Source organism: Pseudomonas sp. PSPC3-2 (genome assembly GCF_049897085.1).
Lineage (GTDB): Bacteria > Pseudomonadota > Gammaproteobacteria > Pseudomonadales > Pseudomonadaceae > Aquipseudomonas > Aquipseudomonas paraveronii.
This window is the reverse complement of the sequence record NZ_JAFCVO010000008.1, coordinates 128,822-150,048: the sequence shown is the minus strand read 5'-3', so window position 1 is coordinate 150,048 and position 21,227 is coordinate 128,822. Positions and strand designations below refer to the sequence as shown.

At 60.2% G+C, this 21,227-nt stretch carries 24 protein-coding genes and 5 tRNA genes; 11 read left to right on the top strand and 18 right to left on the bottom strand.

Features of this window, described 5'->3' with window-relative positions; translation table 11 throughout:
- The first annotated feature begins 80 nt into the window (after positions 1-80).
- The gene (gene nadC, locus ACP7CJ_RS15335; protein ID WP_426100741.1) at positions 81-929 is read left to right on the top strand and encodes a carboxylating nicotinate-nucleotide diphosphorylase; all 849 of its coding nucleotides are present in this window, start codon (positions 81-83) and stop codon (positions 927-929) included.
- A 43-nt stretch (positions 930-972) separates the two neighbouring features.
- On the opposite strand, the gene ACP7CJ_RS15330 is transcribed toward nadC, so the two are convergent.
- The 4 genes from ACP7CJ_RS15330 to ACP7CJ_RS15315 all read right to left on the bottom strand — a co-directional run bounded on the left by ACP7CJ_RS15330 (position 973) and on the right by ACP7CJ_RS15315 (position 3,385).
- On the bottom strand, positions 973-1,278 hold the full coding sequence (locus tag ACP7CJ_RS15330) for a DUF6388 family protein (RefSeq protein WP_426100743.1): 306 nt from the start codon (positions 1,276-1,278) through the stop codon (positions 973-975).
- A gap of 133 nt (positions 1,279-1,411) precedes the next feature.
- Positions 1,412-1,487 (bottom strand) — tRNA-Thr (locus ACP7CJ_RS15325).
- A gap of 39 nt (positions 1,488-1,526) precedes the next feature.
- Positions 1,527-2,936, bottom strand: a complete 1,410-nt coding sequence (locus ACP7CJ_RS15320) for an O-antigen ligase family protein (RefSeq protein WP_426100745.1) — start codon at positions 2,934-2,936, stop codon at positions 1,527-1,529.
- Between the two features lie 35 nt (positions 2,937-2,971).
- Positions 2,972-3,385 (bottom strand): pilin, encoded by a 414-nt coding sequence (locus ACP7CJ_RS15315; protein ID WP_276197897.1) that lies wholly within the window; start codon positions 3,383-3,385, stop codon positions 2,972-2,974.
- A gap of 201 nt (positions 3,386-3,586) precedes the next feature.
- On the opposite strand from ACP7CJ_RS15315, the gene ACP7CJ_RS15310 reads away from it, so the two are divergent.
- From ACP7CJ_RS15310 to yacG, 4 genes are read left to right on the top strand one after another with little or no spacing between them, the layout of a single operon-like run.
- Positions 3,587-4,795 carry a type II secretion system F family protein gene (locus ACP7CJ_RS15310; RefSeq protein ID WP_276196480.1) on the top strand — a complete coding sequence of 403 codons (1,209 nt, stop codon included), beginning with the start codon at positions 3,587-3,589 and terminating at the stop codon, positions 4,793-4,795.
- Positions 4,792-5,658 carry a prepilin peptidase gene (locus tag ACP7CJ_RS15305; protein ID WP_276196479.1) on the top strand — a complete coding sequence of 289 codons (867 nt, stop codon included), beginning with the start codon at positions 4,792-4,794 and terminating at the stop codon, positions 5,656-5,658. The genes ACP7CJ_RS15310 and ACP7CJ_RS15305 overlap by 4 nt, the downstream gene beginning before the upstream one ends.
- On the top strand, positions 5,655-6,278 hold the full coding sequence (gene coaE, locus ACP7CJ_RS15300) for a dephospho-CoA kinase (RefSeq protein ID WP_276196478.1): 624 nt from the start codon (positions 5,655-5,657) through the stop codon (positions 6,276-6,278). The genes ACP7CJ_RS15305 and coaE overlap by 4 nt, the downstream gene beginning before the upstream one ends.
- Positions 6,275-6,475, top strand: a complete 201-nt coding sequence (yacG, locus tag ACP7CJ_RS15295) for a DNA gyrase inhibitor YacG (protein WP_276196477.1) — start codon at positions 6,275-6,277, stop codon at positions 6,473-6,475. The genes coaE and yacG overlap by 4 nt, the downstream gene beginning before the upstream one ends.
- Here yacG and ACP7CJ_RS15290 read toward each other — a convergent pair.
- The 4 genes from ACP7CJ_RS15290 to ACP7CJ_RS15275 form a co-directional block, all read right to left on the bottom strand.
- The gene (locus tag ACP7CJ_RS15290; RefSeq protein WP_247396658.1) at positions 6,472-6,687 is read right to left on the bottom strand and encodes a hypothetical protein; all 216 of its coding nucleotides are present in this window, start codon (positions 6,685-6,687) and stop codon (positions 6,472-6,474) included. The genes yacG and ACP7CJ_RS15290 overlap by 4 nt on opposite strands.
- Before the next feature lie 76 nt (positions 6,688-6,763).
- The gene (locus ACP7CJ_RS15285) at positions 6,764-7,453 is read right to left on the bottom strand and encodes an energy-coupling factor ABC transporter permease (protein ID WP_426100747.1); all 690 of its coding nucleotides are present in this window, start codon (positions 7,451-7,453) and stop codon (positions 6,764-6,766) included.
- The gene (locus ACP7CJ_RS15280; protein WP_276196475.1) at positions 7,450-7,917 is read right to left on the bottom strand and encodes an FAD/FMN-containing dehydrogenase; all 468 of its coding nucleotides are present in this window, start codon (positions 7,915-7,917) and stop codon (positions 7,450-7,452) included. The genes ACP7CJ_RS15285 and ACP7CJ_RS15280 overlap by 4 nt, the downstream gene beginning before the upstream one ends.
- Positions 7,918-8,072: 155 nt before the next feature.
- The gene (locus ACP7CJ_RS15275) at positions 8,073-8,822 is read right to left on the bottom strand and encodes a hydroxypyruvate isomerase family protein (protein ID WP_426100827.1); all 750 of its coding nucleotides are present in this window, start codon (positions 8,820-8,822) and stop codon (positions 8,073-8,075) included.
- A 170-nt stretch (positions 8,823-8,992) separates the two neighbouring features.
- On the opposite strand from ACP7CJ_RS15275, the gene ACP7CJ_RS15270 reads away from it, so the two are divergent.
- The 4 genes from ACP7CJ_RS15270 (at position 8,993) to ACP7CJ_RS15255 (ending at position 12,313) form a co-directional block, all read left to right on the top strand.
- Positions 8,993-9,895 carry an FCD domain-containing protein gene (locus ACP7CJ_RS15270; protein ID WP_426100749.1) on the top strand — a complete coding sequence of 301 codons (903 nt, stop codon included), beginning with the start codon at positions 8,993-8,995 and terminating at the stop codon, positions 9,893-9,895.
- A 165-nt stretch (positions 9,896-10,060) separates the two neighbouring features.
- Positions 10,061-10,690: a DUF1780 domain-containing protein gene (locus tag ACP7CJ_RS15265; RefSeq protein WP_076016478.1), complete on the top strand. Its 630-nt coding sequence runs from the start codon at positions 10,061-10,063 to the stop codon at positions 10,688-10,690.
- A gap of 90 nt (positions 10,691-10,780) precedes the next feature.
- Positions 10,781-10,954 carry a DUF3094 family protein gene (locus ACP7CJ_RS15260; protein ID WP_016976295.1) on the top strand — a complete coding sequence of 58 codons (174 nt, stop codon included), beginning with the start codon at positions 10,781-10,783 and terminating at the stop codon, positions 10,952-10,954.
- A 60-nt stretch (positions 10,955-11,014) separates the two neighbouring features.
- Positions 11,015-12,313: an NAD(P)/FAD-dependent oxidoreductase gene (locus ACP7CJ_RS15255; RefSeq protein ID WP_276196473.1), complete on the top strand. Its 1,299-nt coding sequence runs from the start codon at positions 11,015-11,017 to the stop codon at positions 12,311-12,313.
- Positions 12,314-12,489: 176 nt separating this feature from the next.
- Here ACP7CJ_RS15255 and ACP7CJ_RS15250 read toward each other — a convergent pair.
- The 7 genes from ACP7CJ_RS15250 to rluD form a co-directional block, all read right to left on the bottom strand.
- Positions 12,490-12,566 (bottom strand) — tRNA-Pro (locus ACP7CJ_RS15250).
- Between the two features lie 92 nt (positions 12,567-12,658).
- Positions 12,659-12,734 (bottom strand) — tRNA-Lys (locus ACP7CJ_RS15245).
- A 5-nt stretch (positions 12,735-12,739) separates the two neighbouring features.
- Positions 12,740-12,816 (bottom strand) — tRNA-Pro (locus ACP7CJ_RS15240).
- 10 nt (positions 12,817-12,826) lie between these two features.
- Positions 12,827-12,902 (bottom strand) — tRNA-Asn (locus ACP7CJ_RS15235).
- A gap of 304 nt (positions 12,903-13,206) precedes the next feature.
- A complete protein-coding gene (gene clpB, locus ACP7CJ_RS15230; RefSeq protein ID WP_276196472.1) occupies positions 13,207-15,771 on the bottom strand; it encodes an ATP-dependent chaperone ClpB in 2,565 nt (854 codons plus the stop codon).
- 131 nt (positions 15,772-15,902) lie between these two features.
- Positions 15,903-16,628: a peptidoglycan editing factor PgeF gene (gene pgeF / locus ACP7CJ_RS15225; protein ID WP_426100751.1), complete on the bottom strand. Its 726-nt coding sequence runs from the start codon at positions 16,626-16,628 to the stop codon at positions 15,903-15,905.
- Positions 16,625-17,587: a 23S rRNA pseudouridine(1911/1915/1917) synthase RluD gene (gene rluD, locus ACP7CJ_RS15220; RefSeq protein WP_247396680.1), complete on the bottom strand. Its 963-nt coding sequence runs from the start codon at positions 17,585-17,587 to the stop codon at positions 16,625-16,627. Before rluD ends, pgeF begins: the two co-directional genes overlap by 4 nt.
- A gap of 149 nt (positions 17,588-17,736) precedes the next feature.
- Here rluD and ACP7CJ_RS15215 point away from each other — a divergent pair, with 149 nt between their 5' ends.
- Both ACP7CJ_RS15215 and ACP7CJ_RS15210 read left to right on the top strand, forming a co-directional pair.
- Positions 17,737-18,762, top strand: coding sequence for an outer membrane protein assembly factor BamD (locus ACP7CJ_RS15215; RefSeq protein ID WP_276196470.1), 1,026 nt, complete (start codon positions 17,737-17,739; stop codon positions 18,760-18,762).
- A 126-nt stretch (positions 18,763-18,888) separates the two neighbouring features.
- Positions 18,889-19,122: a PP0621 family protein gene (locus ACP7CJ_RS15210; protein WP_253393346.1), complete on the top strand. Its 234-nt coding sequence runs from the start codon at positions 18,889-18,891 to the stop codon at positions 19,120-19,122.
- Here the strand turns inward: ACP7CJ_RS15210 and thiO are convergent.
- From thiO to ACP7CJ_RS15195, 3 genes are all read right to left on the bottom strand, one after another.
- Positions 19,109-20,218, bottom strand: coding sequence for a glycine oxidase ThiO (thiO, locus tag ACP7CJ_RS15205; RefSeq protein ID WP_276196469.1), 1,110 nt, complete (start codon positions 20,216-20,218; stop codon positions 19,109-19,111). The genes ACP7CJ_RS15210 and thiO overlap by 14 nt on opposite strands.
- Before the next feature lie 62 nt (positions 20,219-20,280).
- Positions 20,281-20,682, bottom strand: a complete 402-nt coding sequence (locus ACP7CJ_RS15200) for a type IV pilin protein (RefSeq protein WP_276196468.1) — start codon at positions 20,680-20,682, stop codon at positions 20,281-20,283.
- An 11-nt stretch (positions 20,683-20,693) separates the two neighbouring features.
- Positions 20,694-21,224 carry a PilX N-terminal domain-containing pilus assembly protein gene (locus ACP7CJ_RS15195; protein ID WP_276196467.1) on the bottom strand — a complete coding sequence of 177 codons (531 nt, stop codon included), beginning with the start codon at positions 21,222-21,224 and terminating at the stop codon, positions 20,694-20,696.
- Between the last annotated feature and the right edge of the window lie 3 nt (positions 21,225-21,227).

The following is a 21,227-nucleotide window of genomic DNA, read 5'->3' as shown; positions in this document are numbered from 1 at the left end:
TAACGCTGTAAATGAGCAGGCCACTGGGTTCAAACGCACACTGCCCCTATAATCGCCGCACTTTGTTTGTGGAGCCTGTTATGCCGAATCTCCGTCTTGCCGACCTCACCGCCGAAATCGAAGCCAACGTGCGCCGCGCACTGCTGGAAGACATCGGCAGCGGCGACATCACCGCGCAATTGATCCCGGCCGAACGGCTGGCCAAGGCCTCGATCATTACCCGCGATGCGGCTGTGATCGCCGGCACAGCCTGGGTGGACGCGGTGTTCCGCCAACTGGACCCACAGGTCGCGGTGCATTGGCAGGTGGCCGACGGTGAACGCGTCAGCCCCAACCAGGCACTGTTTCACCTCGAAGGCCCGGCACGTTCGCTGCTCAGCGGCGAACGCAGCGCACTGAACTTTCTGCAGATGCTCTCCGGCGTGGCCACGCGCGCCCAGTACCTGGCGGATTTCGTCGCGAGCACTCAGGTCAAGCTGCTGGACACGCGCAAGACGCTACCGGGCCTGCGCCTGGCGCAGAAATACGCCGTGACCTGCGGCGGTTGCCACAACCATCGCATCGGTTTGTATGACGCGTTCCTGATCAAAGAAAACCATATCGCCGCCTGTGGTGGCATTGCCCAGGCGATTTCGGCCGCGCACAAGATCGCCCCGGGCAAGCCGGTGGAAGTCGAAGTGGAAAGTCTGGAAGAATTACGCGAAGCGTTGGCGGCGGGCGCCGATATCATCATGCTCGACGAACTGAGCCTGGACGACATGCGTGAAGCCGTGCGCCTGAACGGCGGCAAGGCCAAGCTGGAAGCCAGCGGCGGGATCAACGAAAGCACCCTGCTGCCCATCGCTGAAACCGGGGTGGACTACATCTCCATCGGCGCGATGACCAAGGATGTGAAGGCGGTGGACTTGTCGATGCGCCTCAGCCTCTGAAACTCGTTGCAGGAGCCGGATTGCCGGCTCCTGCAACAGCCGTTCAAACCACCAGGTTATTCATCTCGCAATACTCGTCCCATTCGACGCCGAGCACTTCAGCCGCCTCCTTGTGCAAGACCAGCCGTGCGGCTTCGAACTCGTCCGCGGTCGAGGTGTACTTGAGGGTCAGTTCCCATGGCTGAAGACCCTGGCTCTCGGCCTCGTCCTCGAATGCCCACTGGAGCTGGTCGCGCTGATCGTCAGCGCTCAGGTCCTTGATCTCTTCTTTAAGCTGCGGCGATTCCTCGAGGTATTTGTCGAGGGCTACTTGGTGCCGAACTTCCTGGGTCATTTCAGTCGTGGTCATGTTGTTCTCTTAGATCTAGGAATGGGGATGCATCTGGGTCATCAAGGTTGCGCAGATACAAAAGAGCGGGCATGAATGCCGACTCGCCTGGCCTTCAGAACCATTCTGGGATCATCTGAAAACGGTGTTGCCTTGGTGCCCGAGACAGGAATCGAACCTGCGACCTTCGCGTTACGAGTGCGCTGCTCTACCGGCTGAGCTACACGGGCGGTGGGCTAAAGCTAGCACCGCATCGGGCGTCCGGCAACTCACTGGCGTCGCAGGGCAATCACCCCTTGGGCCCAGAAGCGCGGCTGCAGGTGCTGGTTGCCGTCCTCAAGGTAATCTTGCTGGGCTTGCTTGATGTGCGGCGCATCACGCATCACGACCCACACCAGCAACCCAACGGACAGTACACCCGCCACTCGCCACCCTCGCCAGGCCCATGGCAGCGGCGCGCCAGGAGGGGCGCGCCACACATGCAGCGCCATCAGCCAGCCCACCACCAGCGCCAACCAGACCTGCGAGTTGGGCATCACGATGACGCCGTCGACCATCGCTTGCGTGAGCGCACCCAGCAACGCCGCGAACAGGCACCCGCGCAGCACGTCCACACGTTCAGTGGAACAGGCACGCGCCCGTAGTACGCCGAGGGTGGCCCAGCCGCCGCGCCACGCCAAAACAACCACGCACAGGGCCGATGGGACACCCCACTCGCTGGCCCATTGCAGGATCGCCTGGTGCGGATGCGCGGCGATCGGGTTGGCGATATCCGCGAAGTGCATCGGCCCAAACCCCAGCCACGGACGCTCGACGATCATGTGCCAGGCCTGCAACCAGATCGGGCCACGCCCCGACAGCGAAGTGGTGAGGCGATCGCTGACGCCACTCCCGACCTCAACGCCCAGAACGCCCGCCAACAGCGTGAAAAACGCCGCATACAGCATCAAGCCGCCGCACACCGCGGCCAATTGCCACGCCAACCAGCGTCGCCCCCAGGGCCCGAGCAGTGCCAACGCCACACCCGCCACCGCCATGCCTAGACAAGTGCCACGAGTACCGCCGCTGATCGCAATCAACCACCAGACACACAGCAACGCAAACACCGCGCCGCGCACCGAACGGGAGACCTTGGGCATCAGCAAAGGCAGCGCCAGCAATGGCAGGGTGAAGGTCTGGAATTGACCGTAGAAGCGCTTGTTGGAAAACCCGGACAGCAAAGAGTCCGGATCAACAACCCGCGCGCCACTGGTGAAGGCGAGCGCGCCTGCGTACAGGTATTGGATCGACTTGATCAGGCACAGCAGCACCACAATCAGGATCAGCACGCGGTCCAAAGGCTCACCCGCGTGCCGGCGCAGCAGGGCAACCGCGACGGCAATCGCCCCACAACTGATGAACAGCGCAACCTCGGTGAAGGCCCAGAGCGGCTGATGGGCCAGTGCCGATGACACCAGGCCCAGCACAACGATCAGCGCCAGGCCCAGCGCCGTCGGCCGGTCCACCAGACGCTCGACGGGGACGACCGTCAGCCCATACACCACCGCGCACAGGCCCATGGCCACCTGCATCGCGCGCTGCCAGTCATGCCCGCTGAACGGTGCGCAGATACCCAGCGCGAGCAAGCACGCCGCAATCACCAGGAAAGTAGTATCGCGCTGCTGCGGGGATAACGACATCAGCCACCTTTACGTCCGTGTGGAGGGTTTAGCAGTCATGCCCCGTCGGCGCCACACCCTTTGGTGGCGTACTTGGCCTCTGCCGTCGTGGTGCATTTCCAGCCGGCGGTGGCGCTGCGCGTCAGGGTGATGGTCTTGCCCAGTATCGGTGCCGGGGCGTCGAGTATTTCGCAACCGATGGAACCGGCGCCGGTGGCGACATCCCCAGTCACATCGATTTTGCAGTTGGCCGTCGGGCTGGTGCCACCGATCAATGGCACGGTAGGCGCCGTGCCTTGGTTGAATACATCCTCATAGCCGGCTTTCAACGCTGTGATTTCAGCCAACCCCGCCGTGAACTTGGCCTTGGCCTGGTGCGTGGTGTACATGGGCAAGCCAATGGTGGCCAAAATGCCGATGATTGCCACGACGATCAACAACTCGATCAAAGTAAAACCTTTCTGACGCATCACATTGCTCTCCAGAATAAAACCCATGACAAGGCGCGTCCTGCGCCCCGTATTGTGCAGCCGCGCCAGTGTACTCACCCACGAGCGGCCAATCGCGTAGAAGACGCACAATCTGACATTTTATCGTTGAACGCCGAGCAGTCCGAATCCGTCACCTGACTACGCTATAAAGATTCGACAACCTGTGTGCGGAACAGAGACATGAACAACGCTTCCACGACATACGCCTGGGAAGGCATCAACCGCCAGGGACGCAGGGTGACCGGGCAAGCCATCGGCCACGACCTCGCGCTGATCAAGGCACAACTGCGCCAGCAAGGGATTTTCCCTGCCCGCGTGCGCAAGCAATCTCGCGGCCTGCCAAGCCTCACTCCGCCGATCAAACCGGCGGATATTGCCCTGTTCACCCGCCAGTTGGCGACGCTGCTGAAGGCCGGCATTCCGTTACTGCAAGCCTTCGACGTCATCAGCGAAGGCTTCGACAACCGCCACCTGTACAGGCTGGTAAATGGCTTGAAACAGGAGATCGGCGCCGGCAATAACCTGGCGTCGGCATTGCGCAAACAGCCGCGTTACTTCAATGATTTGTACTGCAACCTGGTGGCAGCAGGTGAGCAGGCCGGCGCCCTGGAAACCCTGTTGGAGCGAGTGGCGGTTCACCTGGAAAAGAGCGAGCGGCTCAAGGCCAGGATCAAGAAAGCCATGACCTACCCCATTGCCGTCATCGCCGTCGCCAGCCTTGTCAGCAGTCTCTTGCTGATCCATGTGGTGCCGCAGTTCCAGAACCTGTTCGCCGGCGTCGACAGCAAGCTGCCCGGCTTTACCCTGCAAGTGATTGCCTTGTCCGAGTTCCTGCAACAAGCGTGGTGGATGCTGGCGCTCAGCCTGGGCGCGGGAGGTTTCGGGTTGCGCCAGGCCTATCGCGCATCGCCTGGTTTTCGCCATTGGCTGGATGCCGGTTTGTTGAAAGCGCCCCTGGCAGGCACACTGCTGAAAAAGTCGGCAGTCGCCCGTTACGCCCGCACGCTTTCGACTACTTTCGCGGCCGGAGTGCCGTTGGTACAGGCCCTGGATTCAGTGGCCGCCGCTGCCGGCAACCAGCTATTCAAACAGGCTATCGAGCATATGCGTCACGATGTATCCACAGGCATGCCGTTGAACCGATCCATGGCCTCCAGCGGCCTGTTTCCCGGCATGGCGATCCAGATGACGGCGATTGGTGAAGAATCCGGCAACCTGGAGCACATGCTGGAAAAGGTCGCGAGCCACTACGAGTCTGACGTCGACAACCTGGTCGACCACCTCACCAGCCTGATGGAACCGCTGATCATGGTGGTGCTCGGAGGGATTGTCGGCGCCCTGGTAATCGCCCTGTACTTGCCGGTCTTCCAACTCGGTACGGCATTTTGAACCTGTTGCTGAGCCAGCAGCCGTGGGCCTTTGTCGTCATGGCTCTGGTGCTGGGCCTGATCGTGGGCAGTTTCCTCAACGTGCTGGTGTGGCGCCTGCCGAAAATGCTCGAACGCGAATGGCGCGCACAGGCCCATGAGGTGCTCGGTTTGCCCGGCGACCCCGTCGGGCCGAGATACAACCTGATGCAGCCCAATTCCTGCTGCCCGCACTGCAATCAGCCGATTCGGCCCTGGGAAAACATCCCGCTGCTCAGCTACCTGATGCTCCGGGGCCGTTGTACACATTGCCGCGAAGCGATCAGTGCACGTTATCCCTTTACTGAACTGGCGTGCGGAGTGATCTCGGCCGTGGTGGCCTGGCATTTCGGCTTTGGCTGGCAAGCCGGCGCGGTGATGCTATTGAGCTGGGGCTTACTGGCAATGAGCCTGATCGACGTGGACCACCAACTGCTGCCCGACGTACTGGTCCTGCCGCTGTTGTGGCTGGGGCTGATGCTTAACAGTGTTGAGTTGCTGGTGCCCCTGCCCGACGCACTGTGGGGCGCGGTGATCGGGTACATGAGCCTGTGGACGGTGTTCTGGCTGTTCAAGCTGGCCACCGGCAAGGACGGCATGGGCTACGGCGACTTCAAGTTATTGGCGCTGCTCGGCGCCTGGGGCGGCTGGCAAATCCTGCCGATGACGTTGCTGATCTCATCGCTGGCGGGCGTGTGCGGCGGGCTGATCCTGCTGCGCCGGAGCAAGACCCAGGCCTCTGCGCCGATGCCGTTTGGTCCCTATCTGGCAATTGCCGGCTGGATTGCCGTGCTCTGGGGTGGTCAAATAACCGACTTCTATTTGCAGTCTGTCGGTTTCAGATGACCACTCCTGTTGCAACACCCTGGATTCTTGGCCTTACGGGCGGCATCGGCAGCGGCAAGAGCGCTGCGGCCCAGCACTTCAGCGACCTCGGCGTAGACTTGGTAGATGCAGATCACGCCGCCCGCTGGGTGGTCGAGCCTGGCCGGCCGGCACTCGCCAGTATTGTCGAACACTTCGGTGCCAGCGTGCTGCAGCCCGACGGCCAGTTGGACCGCGCCGCATTGCGCAAGTTGATCTTTGAAGTGCCGCAAGAGCGCCGCTGGCTGGAAGCCTTGCTGCACCCGTTGATTGGCGAGGAGATTCGCAACCACCTGGCGCGTGCGCGCTCGCCTTACGCGATCCTGGTATCGCCGCTGCTGATCGAATCCGGCCAGCACAGCATGACCCAACGCATCCTGGTGATCGACGTGCCGCAATCCGTGCAGATTCAGCGTACCCTGCAGCGCGACGGCATCAGCGAACAACAGGTGCAGGCGATACTCAAGGCCCAGTCCAGCCGCGAAGAGCGCCTGAACCATGCCGATGACGTGCTGGTCAACGACCGCGACCTCGCCTGGTTGCACAGCGAGGTCGAACGACTGCACCACTTTTACCTTACTTTGCGTGGAGGCCGATCATGAGCCAACCCTTGACCGTCGAATGCCCAACCTGCGGCGCCCCCGTGGAATGGAACGCGACCAGCCCCAACCGGCCGTTCTGCTCGGACCGTTGCAAACTCATCGACCTGGGTGCCTGGGCCGCTGAGGAACATAAGATCCCCGCAGATCAGGACGCCGAAGACGAGCTGTTTTCCGAAGATCTGCCACCGCGCCATTAAGGCCGCATAAAGGCATATTCCTGCTGGTCGTCGAGGTTCTCTGCAAGGTATTGCAGCTCGTCGGCCAGGTCTTCGAAACTGCGCACACCCTTGCTCTGCTGCACCACCGCGCTGAGCATCGCGCGCAAGGTCAAGCCTGGGTCAAAACCGATTTCTTGTGCCGCGTCCTGGCTTCTGTGCAACTCCTGACGTGCCCATTCATACACACTCATGATCCGCGCTCCCACCTTGCTCAGGAAAAGTTTCACAAAGCATGGGCCAGCCAAGCTGGGCGCGATTTGATCTGGGTCAAGTCTGCGAATCGTCATCTTTCCAGGGCGCCGAGAGGTAACGGGTGCGGTTGAATGTCTCCAGCCATTCCGGGCAAAACACCACCAGGGCGCTGATCACCATGCCGTTGATGAAGGCCTCGGGAAAGATAATCAGCCACAGGTAACCGACAAAATCCTCGAGCCATTCCGGCATCGCGAAACGCCCGTCGAACCACAGCAACCCCAGCCCTGCCAACAGGCAGAGCAAGGCCGACAATGCGGCGGCAAAAAAACCGGAACAGAAGATATAGACGAAGGGGTTGCGCGGTTGTGCCCGCTCGACAAACACCGCGCAGATTTCAGTGACCAACACCGGCAGCACGATCAACAGCAGACCGTTGATACCCACTGCGGCCAGGTCCTGGCGGCCCAGTAACAGCAAGCCCATCTGCGCGGCAAAACCGCCGACGATTGCCAGCGGCCAGTCGAGCAGCAGGGTCACGGCCGTCATGCCGATAAAGTGGTAGGAGACCCCCGTATCGAAGTCGCGCCTCACCAACCACAGCATGAATAACGCGAACACCGTACCGAACAGCAAGTGCTGACGCCGCCGGTCAGCAAACAGCTCGACCCATGGCGAACGCAGGATCGCCCATAGCAGCACTGGCGCGTACAACAGCCAGCCGATGCTGAGGGTTTGCGGCGCCAGCACCGCCGCACTGATCACAGTTTCACCTGCTCCAGTGCCTCACGCAGCTCAGCAGCAGAGCCATACTCGTGGCGCGCGGTCAGCTTGCCGTTATCCAATTGCAGCCATAGCACTTTATCCACAGGCGCGGGATAACGCGGAGCGATGCGTGCGTCCCGGTCCAGCATGACTCGGTAGTTGTAGGACTGCATGGCCGGCACCGCGAACAGCTTGGCGACCAGCCGAGGCATACGCTGGATATCCGCGACAAACACCCCATGCCGCGCTTCAAGATAGCCTTTGGGCTGGCCCTGCAGGGCCGCGTCTACCAGCTTGGCGGCATCCATGCCACGGGCCACTAACAAGATCTGTGCCTGGTCATCCAGGGTGTAAGCCTGGTCGAACTGATCCAGCAGCGTCCAGGGTGCCACGCGCTCACCCACTTCAACCGCCTGGGCCCACACGGGCAACAGGCTCAACACCAGCACTGCGAAAAACTTCACTGCACACCTCATGCTTGGGAGAACGTCGAGTCGACAGTCTACACCGGGCTTTAGCGCAGGGACTTTCTAAGGTCTGAATGGATGGGAGCGGCAAGAGGACGCTGTCTCCGAGGACACACTCGCCGCCTTTAGTCGCGCCTTCTACGCATCGCTAACTAACCACTGAACCGCTTGATCCAATCCAGGCTTTCAACCGTGAGGCCGGTAGGACGGTATTCACAGCCGATCCATCCCTGATAACCGCGTTGCTCTAGTGCTGTGAACAAGGCGCAGACGTCCATGTTCCCCGTCCCCGGCTGGTGACGACCCGGACAGTCGGCGATTTGCACATGAACGGTTCGCTCATAAAAACGAGCCAGGACATCAGCCGCGTCTCCCGTCAGGCGCTGGGCGTGGTACAGATCAAGAATCAGCCCGACACTCGGGAAAGTCTCCAGAACTTGCTGCGCCTTGCTGAAGTCGGACATGTAATAGCCCGGCATTTCCTGCACGCAGATGACTTCGATCAGTGGACGCAAACCCTGGTCTTCAAGGTATTTCACCGCGTACTCCAGGTTTCCGCCGTACACGAGCGCCGCGTCATCCTGAGTGGTAATGCCCGACATGATGTGGACGTCCGAACACGCCAGCGCCTTTGCATAGCTGGCGGCCTGGAGCAAGCCGCTACGAAAATCATCTTCCTTGCCATGCAACGCCGCGATGCCCTTGGTCACGCCGGTCGGCGCAGCAAATTGAATCAACGGCAGGTTGTGTTGACCCAAGTGATCAGCCAGCAGGCTCGCGTCGAACTCATAAGGCGACGGGAATTCAACCGCGCGAAAACCAGCGGCGGCGGCGGCTTCGATGCGTTGCAGGAATGGCAATTCATTGAATTGAAAGCCAAGGTGAGCGTTGAATTTAAGCAGAGGGCAGGTATCCGTCCTGGAAAGGAGCTTCACAAAGGTTGTTCAACACGTGCCTGTGCCTTTGGCGCAGACACTCGGCGCGGCTTGGTATGGTATTTTCCCACCCCAGTTCGATAGGGGGCCCGGCCCCGATAGGAACAGACTGACGCCGACCATTCGAGAGAGAGCCTGTGATCAAGAAAGACCTTGCCTTGCAGTTGGCGCCGCACGTCATCGACATGCTTCGCGCCAGGTCGATGCGGGCCGGTGAGCCCTTGCGCGAGCAGACGTTCGCGCAAGCGCTGGGTGTTTCGCGCTCGCCTATCCGACGAGTGTTTGCCTTGCTTGCCGAGTGGAATCTTGCGACCCAAGAGCCCAATCGCAGCTACTTTCTGAAACAAGACGCCGGGGAGATCCAGGCATCCGCATTCCCTCTCGCCAGCGACCCTTTCGAAGACTTTTATCTTCGCGTAGTCGACGACGTTTTGGCTGGCGAAATACCTGGCCACTTTTTCGAAGCTCAGCTGTTGCGGCGTTACGAAGTGCCCCGAGGGCAATTGCTCAAGGTGTTGAACAGACAGGCTGGCGAAGCCATGGTGGAGCGCAAACCGGGGCAAGGATGGGAGCTCAAAGACTTCGTGCATAACACGAAGGCTCACATCCAGAGCTACCGCTTCCGCATGGCTATCGAGCCAGCCGCCCTGCTCGAACCCGGCTATCAGGTAAACCAAGCCGCATTTGCCAGCGCCAGGCAGCAGCAACAGGCCCTGATTGATGGGGGGATCAACACGCTGTCCCGCGCCCAACTGTTCCAGATCGGCGCCCAATTTCACGAACTGATCGTGCAGTGCTCGGGGAATGTCTTTTTCATTGATGCCCTGCGCCAGCAGAACCAGCTCCGGCGTTTCATGGGCTACAAAGCGAATATCGATCGCAGTCGCCTTGTGACGCAATGTCAGGAACACATCCAGTTGCTCGACCTCATCGAGTCCGGCCGCCGCGAAGAAGCCGCGCAATTTCTCTGGAGGCACCTGGACGAAGTGGGCCGACTCAAAACTCATCAGGGCATCCTGCCAAAAAATGATGGGATCTAGAGAACACCGCTGACGTTGATAGAACAGCGCGCACTCTGAAATTTGTACATCAGCTTAGCATTATTGTTTCTCATGATAACAAGATACAAAATAGTGGCCGGTAGACTTTATCCTTTCGCGATAGAGTTTGTTTTTAAGATCACATTTGGGCGCTAAGCTGCACGCATGGATGACTCAGATTATTTGCGCCTGCTCACCGTAGCAGCCGAACAAGCCAATGCGTTCCTGTCCAATGCCCGCAAATGGGAGCGTGAGCGTTGGGTCTGCCAGCGCCTGCTGCAAGGCCTGAACGTGCCGTACCGCGCCGAAGAGTTTCATGCCGCCGGGCAAGAACCGCCGGACGTGCTGTTTCGTGACGCCAGTTTCGAGGTGTTTTTCGTGCTGGACGAGGGACGCCGCCTGAACGACGAATGGCGCGACGAATTGCTGCGCCGACGCAGTGCATTCTCCCTCAGCCAACTGGTCAGGCGCGAAGCCAAGCCACGGCGGATTCCGGCCCATGAATTCCTGCTGCGCCTGGCGCCGACCCTGCGCAAAAAAGCGCACAACTACAAGGAACGTGGGATGGACCTGGGCGAGTTGGATCTCGTCGCCTTCGCCAGCCTCAAGCGCGAGGTGCTGGACCTCAACAGTCATTTCCCGCCGCCCACCGAATACCTGCGCCAGGGCTGGCGCTCGCTGTCGCTGGTGGGACCGACGTTTGCCCGGGTGCTGTTCGCCCACCCGGACGCGCCGGACTTCTTGCGCAACAATCTGGGCCGCAGCATCGTGTTCGACGTAGGCATCAGCCTATGACTCGGGCACAGGCTACGCTTATGGCGATATCGCCAACCGCCTGACTGTAACGTGGCGCCCTTTTGCAACGTCTACCTGACGAGGCCTTATATGACCAGCCGCCTGAACCCCGACGACCAACAGCATGTCGAAGAGTACCTGCAACTCTCCCAGAACCGAGTCGAGCGCAAGCCTTTCCGGCCGTGGCTGCTCCTTGGCGTGGTGCTGGTGGTGGTGATCGGGCTCGGCCTGCTGAGCCGCCTTTTGAGTTACCTGACGCTATGAGCTGCCTGGCGCTCGCGGGGGTAACTGCTCCGATTTTTTTTAGCCTTGCGAGATATCCCCATGACCCATCGTATTATTGTCGTCGGCGGCGGTGCCGGCGGCCTGGAGTTGGCTACCCGCCTGGGTAACACTCTGGGCAAGCGCGGCAGCGCCAGCATCACGCTGGTGGACACCAACCTGACCCATATCTGGAAACCGCTGCTGCACGAAGTGGCCGCCGGCTCCCTGAACTCTTCGGAAGACGAACTCAATTATGTCGCCCAGGCGAAATGGAACCACTTCGAGTTCCAGCTGGGGCGCATGAGCGGGCTCGACCGTGAACAGAAGAAAATCCAACTGGCCGCGACCCTCGACGAAGAAGGCCGCGAGCTAGTGCCTGCACGCGTGCTCGACTACGACAGCCTGGTGATCGCGGTCGGCAGTACCACCAACGACTTCGGCACCGAAGGCGCGGCGCAACACTGCCTGTTCCTCGACACGCGCAAACAGGCGGAGCGCTTCCATCAGCAACTGCTCAATCACTATCTGCGCGCCCATGCTGGGCAAACCGACGTGGTCGAAAAAATCAGCGTCGCCATCGTCGGCGCCGGCGCCACCGGGGTTGAACTGGCGGCCGAGCTGCATAACGCCGCCCATGAACTCGCGGCCTATGGACTGGACCGGATCAAACCGGAAAACATGCACATCACCCTGATCGAAGCCGGCCCACGGGTCTTGCCTGCCCTGCCGGAGCGGATCGGCGGGCCTGTGCATAAAACCCTGGAGAAGCTCGGCGTGACGGTGCTGACCAATTCGGCGGTCAGCGAAGTGACGGCCGACGCACTGATCACCAGCAGCGGCCAAGTGATTCCGGCCAGCCTGAAAGTGTGGGCCGCCGGCATCCGCGCGCCGGGCTTCCTCAAGGACATCGACGGCCTGGAAACCAACCGCATCAATCAACTACAGGTGCTGCCGACGCTGCAAACCACCCGCGATGAAAACATCTTCGCCTTCGGTGACTGCGCCGCCTGCCCACAACCCGGCACCGACCGCAACGTACCGCCACGGGCCCAAGCTGCGCACCAGCAGGCTTCATTGCTGGCCAAATCGTTGAAACTGCGGATCGAAGGCAAGGACCTGCCGTCGTACAAGTACACCGACTATGGCTCGCTGATCTCGCTGTCGCGCTTCTCGGCGGTGGGTAACTTGATGGGCAACCTGACAGGCAGCGTGATGCTGGAGGGCTGGCTGGCGCGGATGTTCTATGTGTCGCTGTACCGCATGCACCAAATGGCGCTGTATGGCGTCTTCCGCACGGCAATGCTGATGCTGGGCAGCCGGATTGGGCGCGGAACCGAGCCACGTCTCAAACTTCACTAAACACGCGGTCAATGTGGGAGGGGGCTTGCCCCCGATGATAGTGAGTCAGCTAAATAATGAGTGGCTGACACACTGCTATCGGGAGCAAGCCCCCTCCCACATTAGTTTTGTGTTGGATTTGAGATAATTTCAGGCAAAAAAAATCCCCGTATCTTTCGATACGAGGATTTTTAATATGGTCGGGGTAAGGGGATTCGAACTCCTGACATCCTGCTCCCAAAGCAGGCGCGCTACCGGACTGCGCTATACCCCGGTAAAAAAGGCGACCTCTCAGCCGCCTTCTGCGATCAAGGCTTTTGGCCGCTGATCTTAAGATCTGATTCCAGCGCTAACTGGTCTCAAAAATGGTGGGTCGTGTGGGATTCGAACCTACGACCAATTGGTTAAAAGCCAACTGCTCTACCAACTGAGCTAACGACCCAAAAATGGTCGGGGTAAGGGGATTCGAACTCCTGACATCCTGCTCCCAAAGCAGGCGCGCTACCGGACTGCGCTATACCCCGGTTTTGAAATTGGCTCCGTGACCAGGACTCGAACCTGGGACCCAATGATTAACAGTCATTTGCTCTACCGACTGAGCTATCACGGAACTACACATTTCAAATGTACAACTTTTACTGCGATGTAACCTTCTCTTCGACCCTTCCGTATCGCTACGTTAGCGTCTCTGAGGCGCGCTATTCTACAATCTTAAAAACCCCTGTCAACCCTTTAAATTGCTTTTAAGACAATGATTTGCGCTTCTTTCTGATTTCTTCTTGGGGAGAAGAAACCCGTGGGCTGACGTTGCTGCGGGGCGCACTTTACAAGTCTTTGCCTTACAGTTCAACGCCCTATCGAAAAAAAAGGCCTCGCAATGCGAGGCCTTCCCTTTATAGCCCTATGGACTGGACTCAGTGGAAGACGATTTCGTCGTTTTCCACCGTGGCCTTGACGCTGGTGCCTGGCATAAAGCTGCCCGACAGAATCAACTGCGCCAGCGGGTTTTCGATCCAGCGCTGGATCGCACGCTTCAATGGCCGTGCGCCATACACCGGGTCGTAACCGACCGCGATCAGCTTGTCCAACGCCTCGCGGCTCAGCTCCAGCGACAGCTCGCGCTCGGCCAGACGGCCGCGCAGACGACCCAACTGGATCTCGGTGATACCCGCGATCTGATCCCGTGCCAACGGCTCGAAGATCACCACTTCATCGACCCGGTTGATGAATTCCGGGCGGAAGTGCGAGGTCAGCGCATCCATCACAGCGGCGCGCTGGCCTTCACGATCACCCACCAGTTCCTGGATCTGTGTCGAGCCCAGGTTGGAGGTCATCACGATCACCGTGTTGCGGAAATCCACAGTACGCCCGTGGCTGTCCGTCAGCCGGCCATCTTCCAGCACCTGCAGCAAGATGTTGAACACATCCGGGTGGGCCTTCTCGACCTCATCCAGCAGGATCACCGAGTAAGGCTTACGCCGTACCGCTTCGGTCAGGTAACCGCCTTCCTCGTAGCCTACGTAGCCCGGTGGGGCGCCGATCAGGCGAGCCACGGAATGTTTCTCCATGAACTCGGACATATCGATCCGTACCATGGCCTCTTCGGTATCGAAGAGGAACTCGGCCAAGGCCTTGCACAGCTCGGTCTTACCCACACCGGTCGGGCCGAGGAACATGAACGAGCCACTCGGACGATTAGGGTCGGACAACCCGGCACGGGAACGCCGCACCGCGTTGGACACCGCGACCACCGCCTCTTCCTGGCCGATCACGCGCTGGTGCAACAGGCTTTCCATCTTCATCAGCTTGTCGCGCTCGCCTTCGAGCATTTTCGACACGGGGATACCGGTCCACTTCGAGACGACTTCGGCAATTTCTTCCTCGGTCACCTTGCTGCGCAGCAATTGGTTCTCGCTGTGTCCATGCTGGTCGACCATCTGCAGGCTGCGCTCCAGGTCCGGGATCACCCCGTACTGCAACTCGGCCATGCGGTTCAGGTCACCCTTACGGCGTGCGGCTTCCAGCTCCTGGCGCGACTGCTCGATCTTTTGCTGGATCTGCGCCGAACCCTGTACTTCGGCTTTTTCCGCGTTCCAGATTTCCTCGAGGTCCGAATACTCGCGTTCCAGACGGAGGATTTCTTCCTGGAGTTTTTCCAGGCGTTTTTTCGCCGCTTCGTCCTCTTCTTTTTTCAGTGCCTGGGATTCGACTTTCAGCTGAATCAGGCGCCGATCCAGACGGTCGAGCACTTCCGGCTTGGAGTCGATCTCCATACGGATACGGCTGGCCGCTTCGTCGATCAGGTCGATGGCTTTGTCGGGCAGTTGCCGGTCGGTGATATAGCGATGGCTCAATTTAGCCGCCGCAATGATCGCGCCGTCAGTGATCGCCACCTTATGGTGGAGCTCATAGCGTTCTTTCAGGCCCCGCAGGATCGCGATGGTGTCTTCTTCGCTCGGCTCTTCCACCAACACTTTCTGGAAGCGCCGCTCAAGGGCCGCATCCTTCTCGATGTACTGGCGGTATTCGTTGAGCGTAGTGGCACCGACACAGTGCAACTCGCCCCGCGCCAAGGCAGGCTTGAGCATGTTGCCAGCGTCCATCGAGCCTTCGCCTTTACCGGCGCCGACCATGGTGTGCAGTTCGTCGATAAACAGAATGATCTGCCCTTCCTGCTTCGACAGCTCGTTAAGCAGGGATTTGAGGCGCTCTTCGAACTCGCCACGGAATTTCGCGCCGGCGATCAGCGATCCCATGTCCAGGGACAGCAAACGCTTGCCTTTCAGGCCGTCTGGCACTTCACCGTTGATGATGCGCTGGGCCAAGCCCTCTGCGATCGCGGTTTTACCCACGCCAGGCTCCCCGATCAGCACTGGGTTGTTCTTGGTGCGACGCTGCAGAACCTGGATGGTGCGACGAATTTCGTCGTCACGGCCGATCACCGGGTCAAGCTTGCCTTCTTCGGCGCGCTTGGTCAGGTCGACAGTGTATTTATCCAGGGCCTGGCGCGACTCCTCGTGGTTGGGGTCGTTCACCGCTTCGCCGCCACGCAGGTTGTTGATGGCGTTTTCCAGGGCTTTTTTGCTCACGCCCTGGCCCAGCAACAATTTGCCGAGCTTGCTATTTTCGTCCATGGCGGCGAGCAGCACCAGCTCGCTGGAGATGAACTGGTCGCCCTTCTGCTGGGCCAGACGGTCCGCTTGATTGAGCAGGCGCGCCAAATCCTGGGACATATTCACGTCGCCGGTAGGATTCTGGATTTTCGGCAGTTGGTCGAGCTCTTTGCTCAACTCCTTGCGCAGGCTGTTGACGTCGAAGCCCACCTGCATCAGCAAGGGCTTGATAGAACCACCTTGCTGTTCCAGGAGCGCCTGCATCAAGTGCGCGGGCTCAATGGCCGGGTGGTCGAGGCCAACCGCCAGGGATTGGGAGTCGGATAAGGCCAATTGCAATTTACTGGTTAAACGATCAATACGCATTAGTCACCTTCCTTTTGAGCAGGCCGGAGCTACAAACACATCCTGAATGAAGAAACCTGCCAGATAGCACTATAGATGTGGTCGATTCTGGGAGATTCAAGCTTCCAACTATTGACGTAGATCAGAAGAGTCTAGCGCTCCAGCCAAATAAGGGAGGCGAACCGACCCGTAAGTGGACTGCGACGATAAGAAAAGAAGCGCGGATCGCTCACAGTGCAGAGCCCGCCACCATAAACAGCAGTGATACCGCGTGCGGCCAGGCGCAGACGAGCCAGTTGGTAGATGTCGGCCATGAACTTGCCGGGATTGCGGCTGGGCACAAAGGCCTGGGCGGTGCCCGGCAGTTGCTGCACGAACGCTTCCAGCACTTCCGGGCCGACTTCGAAGGCTTGCGGGCCAATGGCCGGGCCCAGCCAGACTAGTATGTCGGCAGGCTCGGCTTCCAGACTTTCGACTGCGGCTTCCAGCACGCCTGCGGCCAAGCCACGCCAACCCGCATGAGCGGCGGCGACGCGCGTGCCGGCGCGGTTGCAGAACAGCGCAGGCAAGCAATCAGCAGTCATGGAGGTGCAGGCGATGCCCGGCGTACTGGCCCAACTGCCATCGGCTTCGGCAATGCGCCCGGGGTCGGCCTCGACCACGCTCACTCCGTGGACTTGGCGCAGCCACGCCGGCTGGATATGAAAGGCTTCGGTGAGGCGACGGCGGTTCTCAAGCACAGCCTCAGGGCTGTCCTCGACGTGATCGCCCAGGTTGAGGCTGTCGAACGGCGCCAGGCTGACGCCGCCCGCACGGGTGGTGACGCAGGCCTTGACCTGAACCGGCGCGGGCCAGTCAGGAATCAGCCAGTTACTCACCCGACAAATGCCTCGCGATCCTGCTTGAGTAGCGACAGCAACCAGACCAAATCGTCCGGCAGAGGCGATTCCCAGCTCATCCGCTTACCGCTCGTCGGATGATCCAGCTCCAGGAAACGCGCATGCAGCGCCTGGCGCGGAAAGGATTTCAGCGATTCAACCATGGTGACACTGGCCGCTGGCGGAATACGGAAGCGACCACCGTAGGCAGGATCTCCGACCAACGGGAAGTTGATGTGCGCCATGTGTACGCGAATCTGGTGGGTACGGCCGGTTTCAAGCTTGACCCGCACATGGGTGTGGGAGCGGAAACGCTCCAGCACACGGTAGTGGCTAACGGCCTGTTTGCCGCCTTCCATCACCGCCATACGCTGGCGCTGCTGGCCGTGACGGCCGATAGGCGCGTTGATCTTGCCACCCGCCACCACGACGCCGATTACGATGCACTCGTAAATCCGGCTGACGCTGCGACTCTGCAACTGTGTAACCAACTGCGTCTGGGCCTGAATGGTCTTGGCCACCACCATCAAGCCGGTAGTGTCCTTGTCCAGGCGGTGTACGATGCCGCAGCGCGGGACATTGATGATGTCCGGCACGTGGTGCAACAGGGCATTGAGCAAGGTGCCATCAGCGTGCCCGGCCGCCGGGTGAACCACCAGGCCTGCGGGTTTGTTGATGACCAGGATGTCGTCGTCTTCATAGACGATGTCCAGCTCGATGTCCTGGGCGACCCATTCTCCCTGGGCTTCCTGCTCGGCAGTCAGCTCAAGAATCGCACCGCCATGGACTATGTCTCGCGGGCGGATAACCGCTCCATCCACAGTCAGGCGGCCGTCTTTGATCCAGGCGGAAAGGCGCGAGCGCGAGTGCTCAGCGAATAATTGTGCGGCGACTTGATCGAGGCGTTGGCCGCCCAATTCGGACGGCACCTCTGCGCGAAGTTCAATTTTATCGGACATGCTCAGACTAGGCGTGGCACAGCCTTTGGTTTCGGCTGCGCGCTTGTGGTTAAATACGGCGTCTTTTGCCCCGATGCTTTCAACGGGGCGCTCATCATAACAGGACGGCCCCGCCCAAGACAGCGGCCGTCATAGGGACGCAAGCCGCCATGCAAGTGAAACACCTGCTGCTGATCGCCATCCTCGCCATGACTGCTGCTTGCTCGTCAACAAAGGAAGTCGTCGACGAAAACCTGAGCGAAGTCGAGCTTTATCAACAAGCTCAAAAAGACTTGGACAATAATAGCTACACCAGTGCCACAGCCAAGCTGAAGGCCCTGGAGTCGCGCTATCCGTTCGGACGCTACGCCGACCAGGCACAGCTCGAGCTGATCTACGCCAACTACAAGAACGCCGAGCCGGAAGCTGCCAAGTCCGCCGCCGAGCGTTTTATCCGCCTGCACCCGCAGCACCCGAACGTGGACTACGCCTACTACCTCAAGGGCCTGACCTCGTTCGACCAGGACGTGGGCCTGCTGGCGCGCTTCCTGCCGCTGGACATGACCAAGCGTGACCCGGGCGCTGCCCGCGACTCCTACAACGAGTTCGCCCAGCTAACCAGCCGCTACCCCAACAGCCGCTACGCGCCGGACGCCAAGCAGCGCATGATCTACTTGCGCAACCTGCTGGCCGCCTACGAAATCCACGTGGCTCACTACTACCTGACCCGTCAGGCCTACGTGGCCGCTGCCAACCGTGGTCGCTATGTAGTGGAAAACTTCCAGGAAACCCCTTCCGTGGGTGACGGCCTGGCGGTGATGACCGAGGCTTACCAGCGCCTGCACCTGGACGCCCTGGCGACCACCAGCCTGGAAACCCTGAAACTCAACTACCCGGACCACCCAAGCCTGCAAGACGGCCAGTTCGTACCTCAGGTTGCCGAAGCCGACAACCATTCGTGGCTGAGCAAGTACACCCTGGGCCTCATCGAGTCCCGCCCACCGCTGCCGCCGGGCGAAACCCGCGCCAACCAGGACGTGATCAAGCAGTACCAGGACGCCAAGGAAGCCATCCCTGCGGACCTCAAGCCCCATGATGAAAATGGCAATGTGATCGAAGAAGAAGCCCCCCAAGCCCTGGGCAACAACCAGGATCGCTCGTGGTTCAGCTACATGACCTTCGGCGTGTTCGACTGATCATTCGACGCAATGTAAAAAGGGAGCCCCTCGGGGCTCCCTTTTTTATGCGCAAGCATTATTGCGCTGTGCGCCTGCCGCGTCCTTGGCTAAACTGGCGCATTCCTTGTCGAGAAACTACCCATCATGGTTCGTCTACTGTTCTGGATTGCCGTCATTGCTGCTGCGGTATGGTTCTGGCGCAAATTCAAAAACCCGGCCATCAAACAGCAGCGCTCCGGCGAACCCGACGCCACGCCGATGGTGCGCTGCGCCCACTGCGGCGTGCATCTGCCGCAGGACCGAGCACTGAGCTCACGGCAAGAATGGTATTGCACCCAGGCGCACCTGGAACAAGGGCCGAAAGCTATCCAACGTTGATCCGACCTGCCGGCGCATAGGGTGCGGGGTCGATGATCGGCGTGCGCTCCAGCAGCAAATCGGCGAATAACTGGCAGGACGCAGGCGCCAGCACGAGGCCGTTGCGGTAATGCCCGCAATTGAGCCACAGCCCGTTGAAACCAGGGACCGGGCCGATGTAGGGAATACCTTCCGGCGAGCCTGGCCGCAGGCCCGCCCAATGGCCCACCACCTCGGCATCCGCCAAGGCGGGAATCAACTCCACGGCCGAAGCCTTCAGGCTCTCCAGCGCCGATTCGGTCGGCGTCTTGTCGAACCCTTGATGTTCCAGGGTACTGCCAATCAGAATGTGCCCGTCACGACGGGGGATCGCATAACGTCCCTTGGCAAGGACCATGCTCGACAGAAAGTCCGAGGCGCATTTGTACAGAATCATCTGGCCTTTGACCGGCTCAACCGGCAGTGACAATCCCAGTTTGCCCAGCAATTCCCCACTCCAGGCACCCGCAGCAAGCACGACCTGATCACCAAGAACCGGCCCAGTGGGCGTATTCACCCCGACGACGTTGTCGCCGTCCAACACAAACCCGTCAACTTCGCACTGCTCGTGAACCGTCACGCCAGGGAGCGCCAGCAGCGCCGCCTTGAGGGATTTGATCAGGCGCGGGTTGCGCACATTCGCCACATTCGCCATGTAGATCGCCTGGGAGTAGCCACCGCCGAGCACCGGAACCGCATTATGGACGGCCGACACAGCCACCTTGCTCAATGGTCGCCCTTCGCGCGCGGCCCAGGCCAATGCGTCGGCTTCATCTTCCAGGTCCAGCCAGTAGAGGCCGGTGGTGTGAACCTGAGGGTCAACGCCGGTATCAGCAAACAAGCGCTCGGCCAGTTGTGGATAGAAGTCCTGGGACCAATGGGCCAAAGCCGTGACCGCCGGGCTGTAGCGCCATGGATACAGTGGCGAGACAATGCCGCCACCTGCCCACGAGGACTCCTGCCCGAGCTCCGAGCGCTCCAGCAGTACGACCGCCTGCCCCTGGGTCGCCAGATTGAACGCCGTCAACAAGCCGATTACTCCGCCACCGACAACCACCACTCGCTGTTGCTTAGCCATCATTTGATCCAGCCGATAAAAAGGGAAAAGCGCACTCGGCGCCCACTCATTCAGCACACCCATCACTGCCCCCAGCACGCCTTGCGTGACATTCCCGGCGCCGCTCCCGGATTGGTTCGCACACCGGAACTGGTCAGGCTGAATGCCCCGCACGCGTCGCCCGCCATGACAGAGTCGACGCCAGGTGTGGCCAGCAGGCTGAAATCCTGAGGGTTCAATACTGCAGTGATTCTATAGCGATCATTGCCAACGCTGACGCCGCTTGCATCAATAAAACTGGCGTTCTTCGTGTAATACCGCTCCAGATGCTGAGCGTGCTCGGTCAACAGCACGACAACTTCCGCGCGGTAGGCCCTGTTTACATGGCCGACATACCCCGGATAAGCGATACCGGCCAGCACAGCGATGATCGCTACGGCGATCAGCAATTCAATCAACGTAAAACCCTGGCTATCCATGCCCATTGCACTGCTCCTTAATAAAGTTGCCGCCACATCACTCGCCGAAACCGCGAGCGCCCGCCTTCATCCACCCTTGCATACATGGCCTCCAGCACCGTGCGCGACTGGCCACTGAGCCCCACCGCCGTGATTCGATACACCATTGCCGGCATCTGCGGGGGCAAGTGAACCAGCCCCACCGCCGGCCCGAGCGCTTGAACAGCGTAGAGACCGCCGCTCATGGCAACCCAGTTCACCGCCGAAACGGGATGGGTTCCAGGGCTTATCACCGAAGACGACTCGCGCGGCGGCGCGCAGGTGATGATCGACGAGCACACAGGCCCCGCACCACCGGCCTGACGCACACTCGCCTCCCCCAGCCTCAGGCCACTTTCGGCACTTTGCAGCGACTGGTTGCGGTGCCAGACACTGCTGGCGACCTTCTGCTGGGACACCGCACCTTGCATCGAAGACAATCCGATCAGCGATAGCAACAACAGGAACACCAGACTGATCAGCAGCACCATGCCCGCCTGCCGTCGTTCAACAATGCGAAACAGCGCCATGGT

Bases quoted from the DNA above. Each gene is read 5' to 3' on its own strand.
- nadC (WP_426100741.1), top strand. From the start codon at position 81: ATGCCGAATCTCCGTCTTGCCGACCTCACCGCCGAAATCGAAGCCAAC.
- ACP7CJ_RS15330 (WP_426100743.1), bottom strand. From the start codon at position 1,278: ATGACCACGACTGAAATGACCCAGGAAGTTCGGCACCAAGTAGCCCTC.
- ACP7CJ_RS15320 (WP_426100745.1), bottom strand. From the start codon at position 2,936: ATGTCGTTATCCCCGCAGCAGCGCGATACTACTTTCCTGGTGATTGCG.
- ACP7CJ_RS15315 (WP_276197897.1), bottom strand. From the start codon at position 3,385: ATGCGTCAGAAAGGTTTTACTTTGATCGAGTTGTTGATCGTCGTGGCA.
- ACP7CJ_RS15310 (WP_276196480.1), top strand. From the start codon at position 3,587: ATGAACAACGCTTCCACGACATACGCCTGGGAAGGCATCAACCGCCAG.
- coaE (WP_276196478.1), top strand. From the start codon at position 5,655: ATGACCACTCCTGTTGCAACACCCTGGATTCTTGGCCTTACGGGCGGC.
- yacG (WP_276196477.1), top strand. From the start codon at position 6,275: ATGAGCCAACCCTTGACCGTCGAATGCCCAACCTGCGGCGCCCCCGTG.
- ACP7CJ_RS15290 (WP_247396658.1), bottom strand. From the start codon at position 6,687: ATGAGTGTGTATGAATGGGCACGTCAGGAGTTGCACAGAAGCCAGGAC.
- ACP7CJ_RS15265 (WP_076016478.1), top strand. From the start codon at position 10,061: ATGGATGACTCAGATTATTTGCGCCTGCTCACCGTAGCAGCCGAACAA.
- ACP7CJ_RS15260 (WP_016976295.1), top strand. From the start codon at position 10,781: ATGACCAGCCGCCTGAACCCCGACGACCAACAGCATGTCGAAGAGTAC.
- ACP7CJ_RS15255 (WP_276196473.1), top strand. From the start codon at position 11,015: ATGACCCATCGTATTATTGTCGTCGGCGGCGGTGCCGGCGGCCTGGAG.
- clpB (WP_276196472.1), bottom strand. From the start codon at position 15,771: ATGCGTATTGATCGTTTAACCAGTAAATTGCAATTGGCCTTATCCGAC.
- rluD (WP_247396680.1), bottom strand. From the start codon at position 17,587: ATGTCCGATAAAATTGAACTTCGCGCAGAGGTGCCGTCCGAATTGGGC.
- ACP7CJ_RS15215 (WP_276196470.1), top strand. From the start codon at position 17,737: ATGCAAGTGAAACACCTGCTGCTGATCGCCATCCTCGCCATGACTGCT.
- ACP7CJ_RS15210 (WP_253393346.1), top strand. From the start codon at position 18,889: ATGGTTCGTCTACTGTTCTGGATTGCCGTCATTGCTGCTGCGGTATGG.
- thiO (WP_276196469.1), bottom strand. From the start codon at position 20,218: ATGGCTAAGCAACAGCGAGTGGTGGTTGTCGGTGGCGGAGTAATCGGC.
- ACP7CJ_RS15200 (WP_276196468.1), bottom strand. From the start codon at position 20,682: ATGGGCATGGATAGCCAGGGTTTTACGTTGATTGAATTGCTGATCGCC.
- ACP7CJ_RS15195 (WP_276196467.1), bottom strand. From the start codon at position 21,224: ATGGCGCTGTTTCGCATTGTTGAACGACGGCAGGCGGGCATGGTGCTG.